This window comes from Microbulbifer maximicatervae (SeqCode) (genome assembly GCF_052467615.1).
Window position 1 is genome coordinate 2,658,647 of the sequence record NZ_CP174319.1, and the last position, 17,939, is coordinate 2,676,585.

Consider the following 17,939-nt stretch of genomic DNA (forward strand, 5'->3'; position numbering starts at 1 on the left):
GGGAAAGGTTGGCCTTCACCGCCTGTGGGTAAGGCCAATTCCTGTGTATTCGAGCAATTTAAGAGGTACTTTAAATAGAATTAGAAAAAAGTTTGTGTAGATATGATTTTCTTTGCAAGCCCTAACAATTTCCAGATTTTGATGAATCCGCCCCCAAACGCCCTGGGAACTAACACCCCCTTCACGCATTTTCACAATACACTTTGGCAAGCGCCTGAAGCTGATTTTATCCCGATGAAGAAAACGAGCTAGCAATTCAAAATCTGCTGCAACACGGTAGTTGGTTTTATATAAACCTAGCTTTTTATAACAGTCACGCCGTACAAAAAATGTAGGGTGGGGTGGCATCCAGCCCCAGCGAAATTTAGATACCCTAAATTTACTGGAGCCATAAAAACGCACTCTTTGGCTTAAGTTATTGCGAGCCACAATCTCCAGATCTGCATAGACAGATTGGGCTCCCGAAACCAAAAATTCATTAACAACATTTGAAATTACACGATTATCAGAATAGACATCATCAGAGTTAATAGTGCCGACTATATCGCCAGACGCTAGGCATATGCCTTTATTCATAGCATCATAAATACCCGAGTCTTTTTCAGACACAACTGCCGCGACTTGGTCTTTAAACTCAGATATTATCTCTAGCGTGCCATCAGTAGAGCCACCATCAATAATTATATGCTCAATATTTACATAATCTTGAGCCAACACGGATAGTATTGTGTCGCGAATGGTGTCAGCACTATTTAGACAAACCGTTATCAGGCTTATTTTTATCACAAAAAGTCTCAAGTTGTCGTTTCGTGAAAAGTAAAACCTCTCTTGAGAACTCTAGTACAAATTACAATATCTGACATTCGATCAACGTAAAATACTTCTATACCAGTCGTACGTTTTCTTTAACCCTACCCCCAAGGAAGTCTGGGAATCCCACCCCAACTTCGATAGCTTTGAGGTGTCTAGCAACTTCCGCGGCACACCATCAGGCATTGACCTGTCAAATGTAATACTTCCCTCAAACCCAGTGATCTCGGCGATTAAATAAGCCAGCTCCTTGACAGTGCAATCCACCCCAGTACCCACATTTAGGTGGGAGCACATAGGCTCTGTCACGGATCGATATACTCGATCTTCCAAACCCATTACAAACACCAACGCATCAACCAGATCCTCTACATACAGAAATTCTCGTCGAACATCACCACTCCCCCAAATCCTGACATTCTGCAGCCCTTCATTTTTGGCCTTATGGAAACGATATATTAATGCAGGGATAACGTGTGAATTTGCAGAGTCAAAGTTGTCATGTGGACCATAAAGGTTTGTCGGCATAACACTGCGATAGTTACGTCCATACTGCCTTGAGTAGGACTCGCACAACTTAATTCCGGCAATCTTGGCAATAGCATAAGGCTCGTTAGTCGGCTCCAACCTGCCACCAAGCAGGTCCCGCTCCCGTATCGGCTGGGGGGAATTCCTTGGATAAATACAAGACGACCCAATAAACAGCAAATTTTGGATATCAGCCTTGTGAGCCTGATGAATTACATTGCACTGAATCATCAGATTCTGGTAAATAAAATCAGCTGGGAGTTTGCTATTCGCCAATATGCCCCCCACCTTTGCCGCAGCCAAATAAACAGTATCAATCGATTCCGAATTAAAAAAATCAGAAACAGCATTAGCATCTGTCAAGTCCAGCGAATCTCGAGGGCAAGTAATGACCTCACAGTTTTTTACCGGTCTCAGCCTCCGAATTAATGCCGAACCAACCATGCCCCGATGACCTGCGACAAAAACTCTCTGGGAGTATTTCACTAACTACTCCTCAAAAATAGGCTCAGTGCGATAACCATTCCCAGCCAACAACAAATTCCGCTTCGCTTCCCTCAAATCATACTTAACCATCTCCCCAACTAAATCTTTCAAGGTTTTTTTAGGTGCCCACCCCAGCTCTTGCCGCGCCAATGAGGCGTCACCTACTAGTGACACCACCTCTGCGGGGCGAAAATAACGAGAGTCCACTTTAACAATTACATCTCCACACTTAACTGCTGGAGCATCTTCTCCCACAATTGAAGCAACAACACCTACCTCTTTCTGCCCCTCTCCATGAAACTCTATCGCTATCCCCAACTCTTGAGCACAATTACGAACAAAATCTCGAACGGAGTATTGCAGCCCTGTAGAGATGATAAAATCCCTAGGACTTTCTTGCTGCAACATCAACCATTGCATTTCAACATAGTCTCTAGCATGGCCCCAGTCCCTCAGCGCATTCAGCTCCCCCAAATACAGGCACCGCTCTAAACCTTGGGCAACATTTGCCAAACCCCGGCTTATCTTTCGAGTAACAAAAGTTTCACCACGTCGTGATGACTCGTGATTAAATAAGATTCCATTGCAAGCATATAAGCCATAGGCCTCGCGGAAATTGACCACAGTCCAATAAGCAAACAATTTTGCAATTGAGTATGGAGAGCGAGGGTAAAAAGGAGTGTTTTCATTCTGAGGGGAAGCTTTGGCAGCACCATAAAGCTCCGATGTTGAGGCTTGGTAAAATCTGGTTTTATCCAACCCCAGAAGACGCATCCCCTCTAGTATTCTGAGGGTTCCAAGCCCGTTCACATTTGCAGTATATTCAGGGCATTCAAAACTGACCGCAACATGTGACTGAGCACCCAAATTATAGATTTCATCAGGCCGCACCTCCTGAAGAATTCGGGTCAAATTATTCGTATCAGTAAGGTCTCCATAGTGAAGAAAAAACCTTCTATTATCATCTTGCGGCCCTTGGTACAAGTGATCTATGCGGCTCGTATTAAATGAAGAGGACCTTCTTTTAACCCCATGAACCTCGTACCCTTTCGCCAATAAGAATTCAGCTAAATAAGAGCCATCCTGGCCTGTTACACCGGTTATTAATGCTTTTTTCATGTCTCAGCCTGTTAGAATTATTGGTATACAAGCGCACCACATCTCCACATCCAATACCGTCCAAACATTTACAAAGATCAATGTCGCTCAGGTTTCGCCCCTAACATCAAGCGAGCCATCTCCCGTATTTCAACCCCCCACAACCTTATCTGAACGAAAGTTGCCAACAATCTATAACCAATATAAATTTCCCTTTTCCGCCAAAAAAATACGACCGACCTTACCGGCGGAAGAAGGGTATGTAGGATCAGCTTAAACCTCCCTGCCCCTTGAGAGAGGAAAAACTGCCCTCCCTTTATCCGCCTTGCTTTTGTCGCTACAGATTGCCAGGAGCATCTAACTCGATGATAAACAAAAGCAGATTTCAGAAATAAGACTTGGTACCCTCTCGCCCTCAACCTTCTGCAAAACTCAAAATCACCACTCGAAAAGGAATTCTCACTAAAGCCGCCAAACTTCAGGAACAAAAACCGATCAACTACCATATTTGCTGTAGCCGCAACTCCTGCAGATACGTAAACCTCTTGTGGTATCCCTCTCATAAAGTCATAGACTTCATAGATATTGGAGAATCCATATTGCTTTTGACTTCGCACATCACCGGCAAATAACTTTACACTCCCCCCCCAACACCCAACCGCCCTATCAACTCCGGCTATCCACTTTGAATCCGGCAGGCAATCAGCATCCGTAAATATAAGCCAATCTCCTTCAGCTAACTCTGCCCCTCTGTTTCTTGCCGCATAAGATCCAGGCTTTTTGCACTTTCCTCTCTTGATCTTAAAACTCCCCCCCCCTAAAAAGGATGGAGAATTCCCGTCATTTGATATCAGCACAAGCTCAAAAAGGTCTTTTGAAATGACCTGAGACTCCAAGCAACAAACCAACTCCTCAATGAAGTGCCACTGCTGATAAACCGGAACAATCACGGAAAATTTAACCCGCATAGCAGCACCAATTACAGATATTGTTAGACATTAGAATCATCACACACTGACTAAACGATTAGCACAACACTTGGAATTAGCAACCTACAACATTAGCCAACAAACAGGATGGGCGGGAATTTCAACAACTGGATCAGGAGAGAGATAGATGGAAATTTCGACAGCTGCCAGGGTAGTTGGAACCTGACAACCTCAAGGGAAGACCGAAACAATCAATGAGAAAATAAATTTGGATAAGCCTTACAGCCCCACACACTTGAAACCGCAGAACACAAACATACTCCAGGGAATAGCAAGAGACCCGCCCGAAAAGAGCATAGCGTAGAAGCTAGCGCTATAAAAAGATGAACCAAAGCCAGCTATCCGTTGATAGCAGCCTCCTCCAACACCTTCAAGGTGGCTTCCGCTGCTCGATCCCAAGAAAACTCACTTCCCCTAACGCATGCAGATTCTTGAAGACTATGGACCAAATCCAAATCTGAATGCAGCTGATGGATACCATTAGCCATACTAGAAACCGAAAGAGGGTCGACCAAAATAGCTCCATCTCCAGCCACCTCCCGCATAGCTCCAGTATTAGAGGTCAAAACCGGCGTGTTCTGCGAAAATGCCTCAACAATAGGCAGCCCAAACCCCTCATAAATCGAAGGGATAAGCAAAGCTCTGGCATTATGATACAAGCCACTTAACTCGTGATCAGGCACATAACCCCGCACCTTTACCATTTCTCCTAAACCCAACCCCTCAATAACTTCACTTAATCGAGGCAGCCCCCAGCCTTGCCCACCGCAAATATAAAGCGGCAATGCTCCTTGAGTAGCCATATCCAAGTAAGCTCGATATGCGGCCAGCAGGCGCTCCAAATTTTTCCGGGGCTCCAGGGTACCGACGAAAAGGAAATACTCCCCATCAATGCGGTCGCCAGTATTTTCCAGGAACGGTGCTTCGGGAATAACAACAGTCTTACCCACAGACTTCGGCATTAACTCTATGAGCTCATCGGCAGTAAATGCTGATACCGCTATCACCGTTTGCGCCGAACTCACCGAAGCGGGCATCAACCCACGCTCAAGGTGTTTACCAAATACAGACATAGTTTCAGGAAAGCGTGCCCAAACCATGTCGTGAATCGTCACCACCCGGCTTACTGAAGACGGCATCATCAGTGGTAAATGATGCCTGGGGGACCAGAATACCTGCAAGTCATCATGCCTAGCCCAGGATGGGAAGCGGGCTTGAGCAAAAAGAGTACCCAGTGATTTACGCCCAACCTTCCCTGTACGTACGACCACATTAGCTGCATCACAGAACCTCTCAGGCAGCGGCGCATCACTATAAAGGAACCATTCATGCTCGCTTTTTACCATACGTTCAATGAGGGCTTCCGTATAACGGCCAATACCTGTAGTGACAACTGACAACGGCCTGGCATCAACACCAATCCTAAGCACAGGAACTCCTGTCGGAGTCAATCACCTCACTACCAACATCAGACCCTAGAACTTCCCGATAAAGTTCTTGATACGATTCTCGCATCTTCTCGCCCGTGAACAGGGTCTCATAACGCTGGCGAGCTGCAGCCCCCATTATCTTGGCTCTTTCAGGGTTGGAGCTGAGGTCATTCATAGCCGCCCGCAGCGCGGCGCTATCCGCTGGAGGTATCACGTGGCCAGTTACACCATTCTCATTTACAAAGCTTGTACCAGTGCCTATCTCACAACTTATCAGGGGCTTACCGGCCATAAGCCCTTCAATCAAGGTGACCCCGAAGGCTTCAGAACGCAGATGAGAAGGAAAAACTACAGCACCACATAGTCTATACAATGCTGCCTTTTCTTCATCGGATACAAACCCCAGAAATTCAACGTTATCCAGGTCCTGCTTAGAAACAAGAGCGCGCATACGCTCCTCTTCTGGTCCCGCCCCCGCAATCAATATGCGGCAGCCCGCCCCCTCAGCCGCGCGAACCAGGTATTCAAGGCCTTTATAGTAACGAAGAACACCGACAAAAAGCATGAAACCCCGGCCATAGGTGCCCTCAATACGCTTCAAGTCATCTTCACGCGGGGGTGGCAAGGTATCCTCATCAACCCCCAAGGGAATCACAGAGACCTTATGCTTCCAGCGCTGCAAAACAGGGCTTGTTGCCACATACCGCTCTGAAGTGGCTACGATACGATCCGCTTTGGCAAAGAAACGATTCATAAGAGGGGTATAAAGCTTAAGCAGCCACTTCTGTCTCACCACATCTGAATGGTAAGTCACGACTAAAGGGCGCCGCTTGCCCGCAAACAGATAGGCAAGATCACCAAAAGGCCAAGGAAAGTGCAAGTGCAACACTTTCGCTTTGCTACGCCATACATCCAGTAGCAAACCAGGTCCAAAACACATTGACTTGAAAGAAAACCAGCGGCGACTTGCCCGAACTTGCAAGCCCGGCTCAATCTCATAGGAGCCAGGCCTGGAAGAAAGTGCCAATACTTCCCCCCCCGATCGGGCCATCTGAAATATGGCCTGTTCCAGTCCCCCTTGAGTTTCAGGAAGGAACGTCCTATAACAATGAGCTGCGGTTACTTTTTGTACCAAAACATACGGCCTTTACAAATTCGACGCATCAGTTTACAGCATGTAAGCTGTTGTTTCTAAAGCTTTTACTGTATATTCGGCTCGACTAAGCCTTTATAATGCCCTCCTAACTTGTAACCGTACCACTTGGATGCTTAAGAATCACCTCAATATTGTTTGGCTTAGGGGCGTTAACGCTTTAAAGGCGGACATGGAAAACACCTACCTCGGGACTATCTGGTGGGTTATGGAGCCTCTTCTGCTTACAGGGCTTCTCTACCTCGCATTTTCATCTGGTTTCCGCGGAAGTCAAACCGGAACAAACTTCTTAATATTCTTGCTTTGTGGCATGTTGCCATTCAAGTGGTTCGCATCCTGCTTAAGTACTAGCGCAGAATCAATTACCAATAACAAAGGAATACTTGGTCAGTTTTATTTGCCTAAGTGGATATTTCCCTGCTCAGTCAACCTATCAATGCTGTTTCGTTTTATGTGTACTCTACCAGTTCTGCTAGGGGCACTATGGCTTTCGGGCTTTTCGCCGTCGACTGCTTGGCTGGGTATCATCCCTATCATATTTACCCAGATAATTATTAATCTGGGGCTGAGCCTTTTAGCTGCAGCAACAATTCCCTTAATACCGGACTTAAGGAATCTTGTGCCACTTTGTGTGACAGGGGTTCTTTTTACATCAGGTATTTTTTTCGACATTAATAGCAGGCCTCCTGAAATACAAGAGCTATTACTAATAAACCCCTTTGCTGGGATTTTCGATAACTACAGGGAAGTTCTACTGGAAAACAAGCTTCCGACTTTTAAATCGCTCACATACCCATTTACAGTCGGGATATCCTCCCTTTTGTTTGCATTAGGCCTAATTAAAGCCCTAGATAGAACTTACCCTCGAGTACTATTATGACTGCCCCCATATTGACTTTTTCAAATGTAGGGCTTGCTTATCGAGGAAAACTAAGCCTGTTTACCAAGCCAAACTGGGTCTTGAAGGATATTTCTTTTGACCTATATCCAGGAGAGACTCTTGGCGTTATTGGACGCAATGGTGCAGGCAAGTCAACCCTACTTAAATTATTGGCAAATATAATCACACCCAATTCAGGCAAAATTGTCCGCCCTCCTCACATAAGGTCTCAGCTGCTCTCACTGGGACTTGGCTTTAATAAAAACCTTAGCGGTATCGACAATGCATTAATGGCTTTGGTTACTCAGGGTTGCAATATTCAGCAAGCTAAAGATCTTATCCCTGTTATTACTAAATTTTCGGGGTTAGGGGCTACTATTAAGGAGCCTGTCGGCACTTTCTCTGCAGGACAAAAAGCACGCCTCGGCTTTGCAACGGCAATTCACTCAACTCCAGATATACTTCTGCTTGATGAAATTCTTGGCGTGGGTGACAAGGACTTTAAAAGGAAATCATCAAAGACACTAAAGGAAAAAGTAAAGTCTGACCAAACGGTAGTCTTAGTTTCTCACTCAACGCAAACTTTAAAAGATTTTTGCGACCGGATTCTATGGATTGAAAATGGAACAATTAAAGATATTGGAGCCACCACGGAGGTTTTAAAGGCGTATGAGATAGAGGTAGCGCCAGCATGAAAATCTACGTGCATATTGGGTCAGACAAAACCGGGTCGACCTCCATACAATCCGCACTAAGCCAGAACCAAAATACTCTTCGGGCAAAAGGCGTAGAGTACCCAAAGCTTCACAAACAAGACAACCACCACGAAAGCCTAGTTAGAGAACTTAGAACAGGCAAAAAAGGAGAAAGCTGGCACAGGCTTAGTAAAGTCATTGCCAGTAAGCCCAACCATCTAATCCTAAGTGCCGAAGCTTTCTGCACCCTAAAAAAAGCAGAAATATCTCGATTTAAGGAATGGATTAACCATAGCGACACCAACATAATTGCCTATATCCGCAGAGCGGATGAATACCTTGAATCAGGTACAATGCAGAGACTTAAAAGTGCAACCTCATTTAACGCTTTCAAAAGGCACTACTTGATAGCAAAACACTTACCTGCACTTTTTGACCCGTATGTTTACAGCGCAGCATTTAAAACACATTTTGTCAAAAGTTGGCGGGCGCATTATCCCACTAGTATGATTATTCGCCCATACAATAAACAGCAGTGGGAAATGAATGATCTTATCTCAGACTTTCTTTACAGTATTTCCCTTGGAGACACCCAGGAAGTCATCCAGACAACTCAAGATAGCCAAAATGTTACACCCGGCATAACCGGAGTTTATGCAATTTCAATTTTAACTCGCAATAAACTCTTCGAACTTCGCCGTCAACTTATTTTGTCCCTTGCAAAAGACCCTCAACACGCCAAGAAAGGAGCTCTTCTAGGCTGGGGGAAAAGAGCTACCGCTCACATACTATCTAGAATTTATAATCTCTACACCTTCGACTCAAAAAAGATAATTTTACCTAGTAACCGAATTCCCAACTCTATTGGGTTGCCAAAGCTATCTGATGTTGTAACAGAATCCGAGAACCTTATTGCAAACCAGCTAGCGAAAACACACAAAAGGAGAGTTCGCCTCTGGCAAGAATTGAATGTACCCAAAAAACAAAGCGATAAGAAGTCTAAGGTAAATTAATCCCTTCAGAGGGAGCCATTCTGTAAAAATTAACTGAACAATAGGCATAGGCTTCCAAAATAAGCAGTGTATAAAAACTGCAGAGCAATATAGCAGTCAAGTTAAAAGCCATAACTCTAAAATCTATCTACTCCTAGCATTAATCCTTATGCGAGCCCACCGTAAGGAGAGCTAAAGTGACGATACTTCTAAGCCCTTGACCTTAAATTTCTAATACGCCCAATTAACCCCGACACCACATTTACAGCTCTATTTTTCCACGCAATAACATCAGAGGAGCTTTGACATACATCATCCCCGCCCTCACTCTTTGACAAAAGAAAGGTATTAAGAATATGAACTATAGCCTCATTAGCTAAATCATCAGTCCACAAATCGCTCCTCAACGCCGGATATTTTGAAAAGTCACTATTAAATATGCTTTCATAAGGAGAATTAATTTTAAATTTTTCCTTCAATAGTGCATTAGATGGCCTAAAACGCTCGTAAAACAGTTCGGCCGACGCCTTATCCGGGAGAGATTTAACTGACTCTGGAGCATTCAGTACAAGCTCTTCTCTAAGCTCCTCATCAAGATTGACACCCAAAGAGTTTAGGATATGCCCAAGTTTGACGGCTATTACCCCTGCACTCTCGTTTGCCTGGATAACTTCTGATGCTTCCATGGGAGCCCCAATCACCTCAGCGAAATCCCTAACTGCACAACCGCCAATTAATTGCTCCCCAGAGAAAACTCGCACAATTATGTTATCCTCTCCAAAATATTGGGCCCACCTAGAAGCTATCTTGTAGTAGTTAAGATTTACCTCCGGGTATGCCCACGGTAAAGCAATAGACCCAAACTCTGAACTTGAGAGGCTATTTTTTGCCGCCTGCTGATACGCAGAAACAACAAATTCATCCTGTCGTCGGATATAGAGAACAACCTTAACCTTATAAATTTCCCGCAATTTTTGACTGAAAGTACCAAGAAATTTATCACCAGCTTTAAATAACCATTCATTTGAGTAAACGATTGTCTCTTTACTTGATGACTCTAGTCTACTTAAGAAATCTTCAGGAGTTCCAACACCGACAACGCCGTTCCCATCAAACCTGAAATCAATTGCACTGCTCTTAAGCGAGCAAAATGTCTTCTGAATTGAAGTCGAGCCAGTCTTACCTGTACCTATATGTAAGTATAAAGTTTTCATATCATACAGAAATCGGACAACTTTTATTATTATATTATTTTATAGTTAATGGTATTGGATTACCACCGGGGACAGTTGGCATCCCTTCATTCCTCACAATTCTTTACATATCTTTTCAGCCGTCAAGATTGGGGCTGGCAAAGAAGCTCCAATTAGCCCTCCCTCCTTTTTATATAGCGTCACTATTTGCTGAAAATAAACTCCCACTAAAAGAATATTTGGCTTACCAATCTCAAGAAGATGAAAAGCAAAGAAAGTCCCTACCAGCCTGGTTCAGCCTGTGAACTTTCAAGCAGTATATTTTGGGGATTCTATATAGCTAATTATCCCCCCCTTTCCTGAAAAGAGCACAAATAGACGATTAAACAGCTATCGCTCCACCATTCATCTTCAGGCAACACATATTCAAAAATAACTAAATTTTAAAAATAGCCGATAATCATTGAGCACTATACCATCACCCCAGATTCGCCAACGCCCAACCTACACTTAGATAATCTTTGCATCACCTACATATGATTCGATCCATCTTAAAAAATAACTTTCGAACTAGGCGCCTTGAATACCAACCTTAACAATAAATAAGCTACAATCAGCTTAACCCTCAACAAGCCCTATAAATGCAAAAACTCTTCATATTTCTGATAATTACTTTTTGTGGTCGAGCAAGGTTAAATAGACACTATAGCGACTCAAAGGTATAAGCAAGGTGAATTTAATAAAAAGTATACTGAGACAAAAAAGAAGATGTGGAGAATAAAGTTTCACTTCAAAACCAGATCCAAGCACTGCAAAGCAGTGCCTAGATGCCAGCTAGAGATTTTGCTATTTAAGTAGGAGTAGGTATAAATGAGTTAGTAAATTAACCCATCCATTTTTTGTACGTATCCTCTATAGTGTAGCCCTTGTGTCGCTTCAACAAATGATAATCCCGCTCGTAAAAGTCAATTAGAACCTTTAACTGACTACGGGATAGATCTCGAATAGTTATTCGCTTCCCCCCCACCTGCTCACGCTTCAGAGTAACTGATGCCCCGACTAAGTCAGACAAATCACTAGATAAAGACTTAAGCTCGCTTATAAAATAAATTTTAGTCAGCTTTCCAGGGTTTGGTATATGCCCTGCCTGCACACCAAAGTGATGACTAATGCTATTAGAGCGATGGAAGTATCTCGTAAAGTCATCTATAAATTGACCCAAGCCAGGAGAACGTGGAAGGTCGCTAGCCGCATCCCCAAGCATATCACTTGAAAGCTCATTATGCTGCCCAACCCGATTATTATATGCAGAAATAAATCTTTCCACCGGGTCACGAACAACGGCAAACGAAAAGAAATCCGGACCCAGATCTTCCAGCTTTTGTTTTTTAGTCAAAAAATAATCATGAATCCAAATCTTTTTGCCCTCACTCTCATAGGGCTCAAAGCGCTCACCATTATCTAATTCAAAAATGAACTCCTTAATTGATGTGCAAGCATTCTTAGGAATGGGGACATAGGCAAATCGGCCTTTAGTACTAACAAGAGCTTTCAATAAACACCTTCCTTAACCTTAACCTTAACCAGCTTTCGCAATCGAGCCTTCAATGCTAAGACCAAATGCGAACGAGCAAAAAATGTTAAATATACAAATTTACCAATCTTCCCCAATTTCTGGAAATCAATTGTTACTTGATCTCCTCTCTCTACCGGCGCCGCCTCTTCAGTAGGCCTTATAGGCTTCTCCACCTTTGAGTACATTGCCTTCTTATTATTGTAAAACTTACTTACCGGCCACTCCTCAGCCATCGAAACATAATTGGACTTACTGCTAACGCCATCCTCAAAACTCAGCACTCCAAAAATGGAGCGTTCAAAACTCCACCTCTCGCTTAAAAAACGCTCCCATGCGTATGACTGCTCCGCTTTTCTAAGTCGAGCCATCTCGGGTACTATCTGAGAGAGGAAGTCACGCTTTTTCAGGAAATCGAAAACCCCTCTTTCAACCTCCCTATAAGAGTGTGCAATCTGGTATGAGTGCTTCAATGTCCCATGTATAGGCTCCCCCGCTACACTATACCCAATGCAGCTACCAACAGGCTGAGAAAAAAGTAATTCGCGTATAGCACCACTTACCGCCGGAGTCGACTCATAAAATGTGGAGCTTTCTAGCTGCCTAGATACAACTTTATCTCCAGCAGTGTGAATAAATAAGGAATTAAGTCTCACATTGGCTACGGCCTGCAAATAATATGACGCCGTCCCACTATATCCAATATCAAACACATAATCTCCCTCTTTCATATCCAGAGAGGCAATATATGATGACAACCCTTCCGCCTGGCTATCCAGCTGTCCTTTTGCCTTTTTAATTGACAATATGCACTCTAGAGCTCCGAGAAACTCATTGAGCCCTTCGAAAGTTTTTCGATTTGAAAGCCAATCCAACTCTCCAAGAAGAGCAGTGATATCAGATTCTTTATAACTAGGAAATAGGTAGCTAATCAATTTAGAGCGATTAAAAGAGCCATAATCAACTAGATCAGTAATGGCTCTCATAGGGCTGGGCTGAGCAAGAAAGCTACTAATTAACGCTTTTCTAGAAGTATTTAAATAAACATATTTAAAATCGAACTTAGCCCCATTTAATTCTAAATATTCGAGCCCTTTAAATAACAACCATCCATCCCGCCCAATCAAGAAAAGCGTTTTTCCTTTTTTAACGGTTTCTTTAAACCATTCCAGAATAGCCCAAACATGAGGCCCCAATGCGGAAGCCCCCAAGGAATATAATGATGCAGCTGCAAAAGACTCTTTATGGCGATTGGGGAATGGAGTCGGGAATATTAAATTCTTTATTGCTCCTAGTGTTGCTCGATTTGACAGCAACCCCCTGGCCTCATGCCCATTGAAAGAAAAACCGTCCCAATCTTTATAGGGAGCATAAAGTGCACCACTATAATATTTTGTCTCCCCTCTCAGGATGTTACTTTTACAAGGAATGTGGAATGTATGGATGCCATATGATTTAGGGATATAATCATCGGCATGCCTATTGTCTCCGACATGCAGCATTACCTCATAGGGAATTCCCGATCTACTATTCAACACTTCAAACAATCCGCCAAAGTGCTTAGAGCTAAGCTCTTCAGAGCTTAACAGTAGATTTTCATCATCTATCGAAATCCCACATGCAGAAAGGAACTGCTTTATAACCTCTTTATTAAAATAAATATCAGAAACGAAATAAACTTTTTTACCCGAATAAGCTGCAAGCTGAACTAAATCATGCATGCCCTCACAGGGCTCTAGCATAGAAAGTTCCAACTCAACTTCTTCTTGCTTTATCTTGGCAAGAACTTCAACTGGAATAGATAAGCTGCCTAGTAATCTTCCTAGCTCTTCATAAATTTGATCATAAGTAATTTCTTCTGCACCGGATTCACCGTTCGACAAAGAGTCACGAACGAGCTTTTCTGCCAATACCCTATATCGTGAAAGTGAAACATTGGTGGGGATTAACCCTATCTCTTTACAGCGCGCCTCCAAAATATCAAAAACATCATGAGGCTCCAGCATTCTCCTAGTAATCAAGGTGTCGAAGATGTCAAATGAGACTAGTTCGAACTCCGGCCACAGGATAGCTTCAACAAGCTGCTCATAACCTCTATCCCACTCAACCCTAGCCCGATATGAGTAATGATCGATTGCTGATGTTCTTTCAGGCTGACAGTCCAACTGGAATTCTTCTGAGACCAGTTCAAGCAATTTGGATTTATCAAGAGATGAATCAAAACTATTTAGAACATTATCAACCCAGAATCTTGAGTATAAAAGCTTCCATTCCTCAAAGTCAGCCAGCAACTTAGAATCTAAGTTACACCCAGAGAGTTTTTCGTTTAGAAACTTAAAAACAAACCCCAAGTCGGTGATATTTTTTTTAAACTTCTTGAAATCATTTTTGGTGTTAGAGGTAGAAGCACCGGAATTTTGGAAATAAAAGATTCCGTCGTAGTCAATACTGCAATATTTTTTCAGATTTGTAGCAAGTATCGTGGAATACAGCAAATCTTCGGCCATAATCAAATGGCGATCAACCTCCATGTAAGTAGCGAATGACTTATCCCACAAGTCACGCCTAATTAACTTATTCCAAACAGTATGCCAATGAAATGCCAATCCTCTCTGCCCGAAGAACTGCTCTCTATAGTCTTCAGCAGAAAGCTCCTCTTTTACCACTCGATTATTTGGATGAATATAATATTCATCTTGTTCGTTAAATAAGACCATATTGCATTGCGACAAATCTGCCCCTGTCGCAACACTTTCATTTATCAGCCTACGGTAAACATCTTTAGCTAAATAATCGTCGCTATCAAGAAAAGCAATATAATCCCCTGATGAATGCTTGGCGCCTTCAATTCGAGCTCTGAAAAGACCCAAATTATCCGTATTCTCAACGTAAAGGATTCTACTATCATGCTCCATCAGCGAAGCTACTATATCAGCACAATCCCCTGGAGATTTATCATTAACAACAATTATCTCCAAATTCGAGTACGACTGATCACGCAAAGAATTCAACGCGCGCAGCAACAAGTGCTCCGTACCAAAAACTGGAACAATAACAGAGATCAATAATTCTTTTTTCATTTTAATAATTGCTAATAACTATGAGATTTTTTGAAAACAGTATTCAACCGTGTCTCCACGTATTCTTCCCCAAGAAAGTTGAATAGTCGTTCTACATCCTCTCTAGATACAATTTTCTCGTAATCAACATGAATACAATCGGAATGCCGGCTGGCAACTTCTCTAAACTTTGCATCAGCCCTCCCAAGCTTTTCCTTTACCTTCACTTCATCTACATTTTTCCACCAACTTGACTTACAAACCTGATCCAAATCTCTCGTATTAAATACAAAAGCAGGCTTATCACAGACAGCCCTTAAAAAGTCCAAGTAACCCTCTAGATTATTTAACTGGTGTGGTTCGGTATAACGAATCTCCTTAAAACCTACAACTTTGCTACCGCGACTAAAAATCCCGGTTTTCCCCTCTAGCTGCCCAAAAATCATTTTTCTGGCATCGGAAATATACGCATCCAAATCGATACCATTTGCTCCATACCAAGGGGACGTGGGAGAATCTGCCTTAGAATTGCCAAAATCTTTCTTTGTTTGCTCTAATGCTCGATAGGCCTTATATAACTGCCAAACAAAATTATTATTTTCGCCCCGAATCATATAACCGCTAATGGAATTAAGGACACCAACAAGTAGAGTTGACCCGCTTCGCCCATAAGTAATAACAAATACATTACTATAATTTGACATGCTATACTAAAGCTCTCAATATTGCTCTTCTAAATTTCCCACCCACCTTCTGTAGATACCCTTTAGGGCCACCTCCTTTTAAGCTCAATTCCTTATTGTATTTTGAAAACTGAGAAAGTGTGGATGCGTAAGACGTTGTAATACACTCAAGAGTAGAGTTTTTTTTCACCGTAAGATCGGAATGACGGGATAACTTTGGCAAAAGCCCCTCTGCAAAACCGCTAAAATGAAAACAAACTAAAGCCTCTTCTTTGTGAAGTAACTTATCCTCGGTTCGAGAAAATTCTTCGATCGAATCTATTCGCCAATGGCCAACGTTTAACCCCTCACCCGAGACTACTTTTACGTCGGCAAACATATGTGGAACCAAATCGAGCCACTTCTGATCGGCATTTACGCCACGGTAATAATCAATACTGCAGTCCCTATTTACCGACTCCCACCAATAGTTGACAAATTCGACTCCCGTTTTTCCTGACTTTACCGCTAATAGACCCGCATTAAATGTGCCGGACTTTATAATCACCTCAAAATCAGGCAAATTATGTTTAACATTTGGCGTTAAATGCGGGGTAAGGAGAACTCCCCACTTTCCCTCAAGAAACCCCAGGTCTGACTGAAAGAAATACATATCAGAATCAACATATAGGATTTCCGCATCTCTTTTGCCATGTATGCCCAGCAGATAACGGAGTGCAAACGGCTTAAAGTAGCAACAAATTTCTGTTAAATTTAATTGTGAGAAATCCCTCTCATACATTTTTTTTGATTCAGAAAAAAATGGTAGCAAGTCAATAATTTCTATTCTGTCATCTAAGGCTTTAACTTCACCCCCATTTAGATCACCAATACAAAAGATATAAAAGTGATCAAACCTAGCGTCTTTTAAAGATGAATAAACTGCTAAGGCACCATTAACCCTATCGGAAGTACAAACCGTACAGACTACCCGGCTCATGCCAGCACTCCATGCATAGCTTTTTGGAATGCCTTCGTATTATGTCGAGACTCCAATAAAGGGAGTGTCGATTCCTCAAAGATTCTCATACTCTCTTCAATATCTTCAAGGAATTCACTTATAACTATCTTATATTCTTCACTATCGAGAGGATTGTTAACCAAAAATTTCTTATCAAGGATATCAGGAATTCCTCCCACAGAAGAGGATATAACTGGTAAACCTAAAGCAAGACACTCTAAAATAATATTGGGCAGTCCGTCCCACAGAGAGGTATTTAAGAAAAGTAAGTAATCACGAACTGCAACCTCTTCAATATCATTATAGGTTCCCATTAGATATACGTTGGGCGGATAAGATAAGGCGCTCCCGCTATCAATTACAAAATCACCATAGACATAGAAATTAAATTCTCCCATATCTGCAGCGACCTTGAACAAAGTTGAGAGATTCTTTTGCCTATCAAACCGTCCAGACCAAAGGATATTTTTTGACTCTGAGCTAAAACACTTTCTTTTCAACTGTCTTGCTGGCAAATATATAGGGCAAACGTGCTCTTCCCTTACGCCGATCCTATCCTGCCAAACCTTACCGGAAATGCTATTATCACTTACAATGCGGTAAATGTATTGACTGCAATCCGCAAGGTATTGCTCAGCATATCCGACTGGAAGCCCCTCATCTAGATAATCATTACAGAAAAGTGATACTACAACATTAGTATATTTAGATACCAGATGACCCCTTAACTTAAGAAGCTCCCAAGCAACCTTTGAATTGATAATATGTATATATGACGGAGACAGCTGAACAATTAAACGTTCAACAACAGCTAACTCCAAAGCAGGATCACACTTTAGCTCTTTTGTGCTTACAAAATCAAAGTTTGAAGTACCCTGATTTATAAATTGAACTTCGGACTCTTCTGTTAACACAAGAAGAACGTTTTTTCCGAGGCTGGCATATGCATCAATGTATCGCGCTGTTGCCAAATCGGCCCCACCCATCTTCATCCATGGCACAAAAATCAGAACGTCATACTTATCTGCCTTAATCTTTGACTTTATCTGGAAATATTTTTCTCCCGCCCCCCTTCTTTCAACAGGGACATGGTGATAATTTATCTCAGCTAAACGCCAAGAGTGGGGCCATAGATTGGAATCAATATCCTTTCCAATTTCTTGCATTTGGGCAAGGGTCCACTCCGGCAAGCTAGGTGTTGAGGTTGCAACCGGAAGTCGCATTTTCTGAATTATCTTTGCTCCGTAGTGGCGTGCAAATAGTTTGACCGTGGGAATTAAACCATCAACAGAAATTCGCCTCTTTAAATTGTTAAGCTTAAGAAAGAAATGAGCTCTAATTGCCGTAAATTGCCTATTCATAATGTAAGC

General features: G+C 42.5%; 15 protein-coding genes. 3 read left to right on the forward strand and 12 right to left on the reverse strand.

What is annotated here, in order from left to right; genetic code table 11:
- Window positions 1–15: 15 nt before the first annotated feature.
- The 6 genes from ACJJIM_RS11805 to ACJJIM_RS11830 form a co-directional block, all read right to left on the reverse strand.
- On the reverse strand, window positions 16–786 hold the full coding sequence (locus ACJJIM_RS11805) for a glycosyltransferase family 2 protein (RefSeq protein WP_413662448.1): 771 nt from the start codon (window positions 784–786) through the stop codon (window positions 16–18).
- 81 nt (window positions 787–867) lie between these two features.
- A complete protein-coding gene (locus ACJJIM_RS11810) occupies window positions 868–1,824 on the reverse strand; it encodes a GDP-L-fucose synthase family protein (RefSeq protein WP_444911037.1) in 957 nt (318 codons plus the stop codon).
- 3 nt (window positions 1,825–1,827) lie between these two features.
- The gene (gene gmd / locus ACJJIM_RS11815; RefSeq protein ID WP_413662449.1) at window positions 1,828–2,943 is read right to left on the reverse strand and encodes a GDP-mannose 4,6-dehydratase; all 1,116 of its coding nucleotides are present in this window, start codon (window positions 2,941–2,943) and stop codon (window positions 1,828–1,830) included.
- Between the two features lie 77 nt (window positions 2,944–3,020).
- The gene (locus ACJJIM_RS11820) at window positions 3,021–3,890 is read right to left on the reverse strand and encodes a glycosyltransferase family 2 protein (protein WP_413662450.1); all 870 of its coding nucleotides are present in this window, start codon (window positions 3,888–3,890) and stop codon (window positions 3,021–3,023) included.
- A 359-nt stretch (window positions 3,891–4,249) separates the two neighbouring features.
- Complete coding sequence (locus tag ACJJIM_RS11825; protein WP_444911038.1) at window positions 4,250–5,341, reverse strand: glycosyltransferase family 4 protein; 1,092 nt, start codon at window positions 5,339–5,341, stop codon at window positions 4,250–4,252.
- Window positions 5,334–6,392, reverse strand: a complete 1,059-nt coding sequence (locus ACJJIM_RS11830) for a glycosyltransferase (protein WP_413662452.1) — start codon at window positions 6,390–6,392, stop codon at window positions 5,334–5,336. Before ACJJIM_RS11830 ends, ACJJIM_RS11825 begins: the two co-directional genes overlap by 8 nt.
- Window positions 6,393–6,666: 274 nt before the next feature.
- Here ACJJIM_RS11830 and ACJJIM_RS11835 point away from each other — a divergent pair, with 274 nt between their 5' ends.
- The 3 genes from ACJJIM_RS11835 to ACJJIM_RS11845 are packed head-to-tail and all read left to right on the forward strand — an operon-like array spanning window position 6,667 to window position 9,082.
- Complete coding sequence (locus ACJJIM_RS11835; protein ID WP_413662453.1) at window positions 6,667–7,374, forward strand: ABC transporter permease; 708 nt, start codon at window positions 6,667–6,669, stop codon at window positions 7,372–7,374.
- The gene (locus tag ACJJIM_RS11840; protein ID WP_413662454.1) at window positions 7,371–8,069 is read left to right on the forward strand and encodes an ABC transporter ATP-binding protein; all 699 of its coding nucleotides are present in this window, start codon (window positions 7,371–7,373) and stop codon (window positions 8,067–8,069) included. Before ACJJIM_RS11835 ends, ACJJIM_RS11840 begins: the two co-directional genes overlap by 4 nt.
- Window positions 8,066–9,082, forward strand: a complete 1,017-nt coding sequence (locus ACJJIM_RS11845; RefSeq protein ID WP_413662455.1) for a hypothetical protein — start codon at window positions 8,066–8,068, stop codon at window positions 9,080–9,082. The genes ACJJIM_RS11840 and ACJJIM_RS11845 overlap by 4 nt, the downstream gene beginning before the upstream one ends.
- A gap of 188 nt (window positions 9,083–9,270) precedes the next feature.
- Here ACJJIM_RS11845 and ACJJIM_RS11850 read toward each other — a convergent pair whose 3' ends face one another.
- From ACJJIM_RS11850 to ACJJIM_RS11875, 6 genes are all read right to left on the reverse strand, one after another.
- A complete protein-coding gene (locus ACJJIM_RS11850) occupies window positions 9,271–10,275 on the reverse strand; it encodes a hypothetical protein (RefSeq protein WP_413662456.1) in 1,005 nt (334 codons plus the stop codon).
- A gap of 862 nt (window positions 10,276–11,137) precedes the next feature.
- Window positions 11,138–11,809, reverse strand: a complete 672-nt coding sequence (locus ACJJIM_RS11855; protein ID WP_413662457.1) for a sulfotransferase family 2 domain-containing protein — start codon at window positions 11,807–11,809, stop codon at window positions 11,138–11,140.
- Complete coding sequence (locus tag ACJJIM_RS11860) at window positions 11,806–14,907, reverse strand: glycosyltransferase (protein WP_413662458.1); 3,102 nt, start codon at window positions 14,905–14,907, stop codon at window positions 11,806–11,808. Before ACJJIM_RS11860 ends, ACJJIM_RS11855 begins: the two co-directional genes overlap by 4 nt.
- Window positions 14,908–14,918: 11 nt before the next feature.
- Window positions 14,919–15,590 carry a sulfotransferase gene (locus tag ACJJIM_RS11865; RefSeq protein WP_413662459.1) on the reverse strand — a complete coding sequence of 224 codons (672 nt, stop codon included), beginning with the start codon at window positions 15,588–15,590 and terminating at the stop codon, window positions 14,919–14,921.
- 1 nt (window position 15,591) lies between these two features.
- Window positions 15,592–16,548, reverse strand: coding sequence for a hypothetical protein (locus ACJJIM_RS11870; RefSeq protein WP_413662460.1), 957 nt, complete (start codon window positions 16,546–16,548; stop codon window positions 15,592–15,594).
- Window positions 16,545–17,930 (reverse strand): glycosyltransferase, encoded by a 1,386-nt coding sequence (locus ACJJIM_RS11875; protein ID WP_413662461.1) that lies wholly within the window; start codon window positions 17,928–17,930, stop codon window positions 16,545–16,547. The genes ACJJIM_RS11870 and ACJJIM_RS11875 overlap by 4 nt, the downstream gene beginning before the upstream one ends.
- Window positions 17,931–17,939 lie beyond the last annotated feature (9 nt).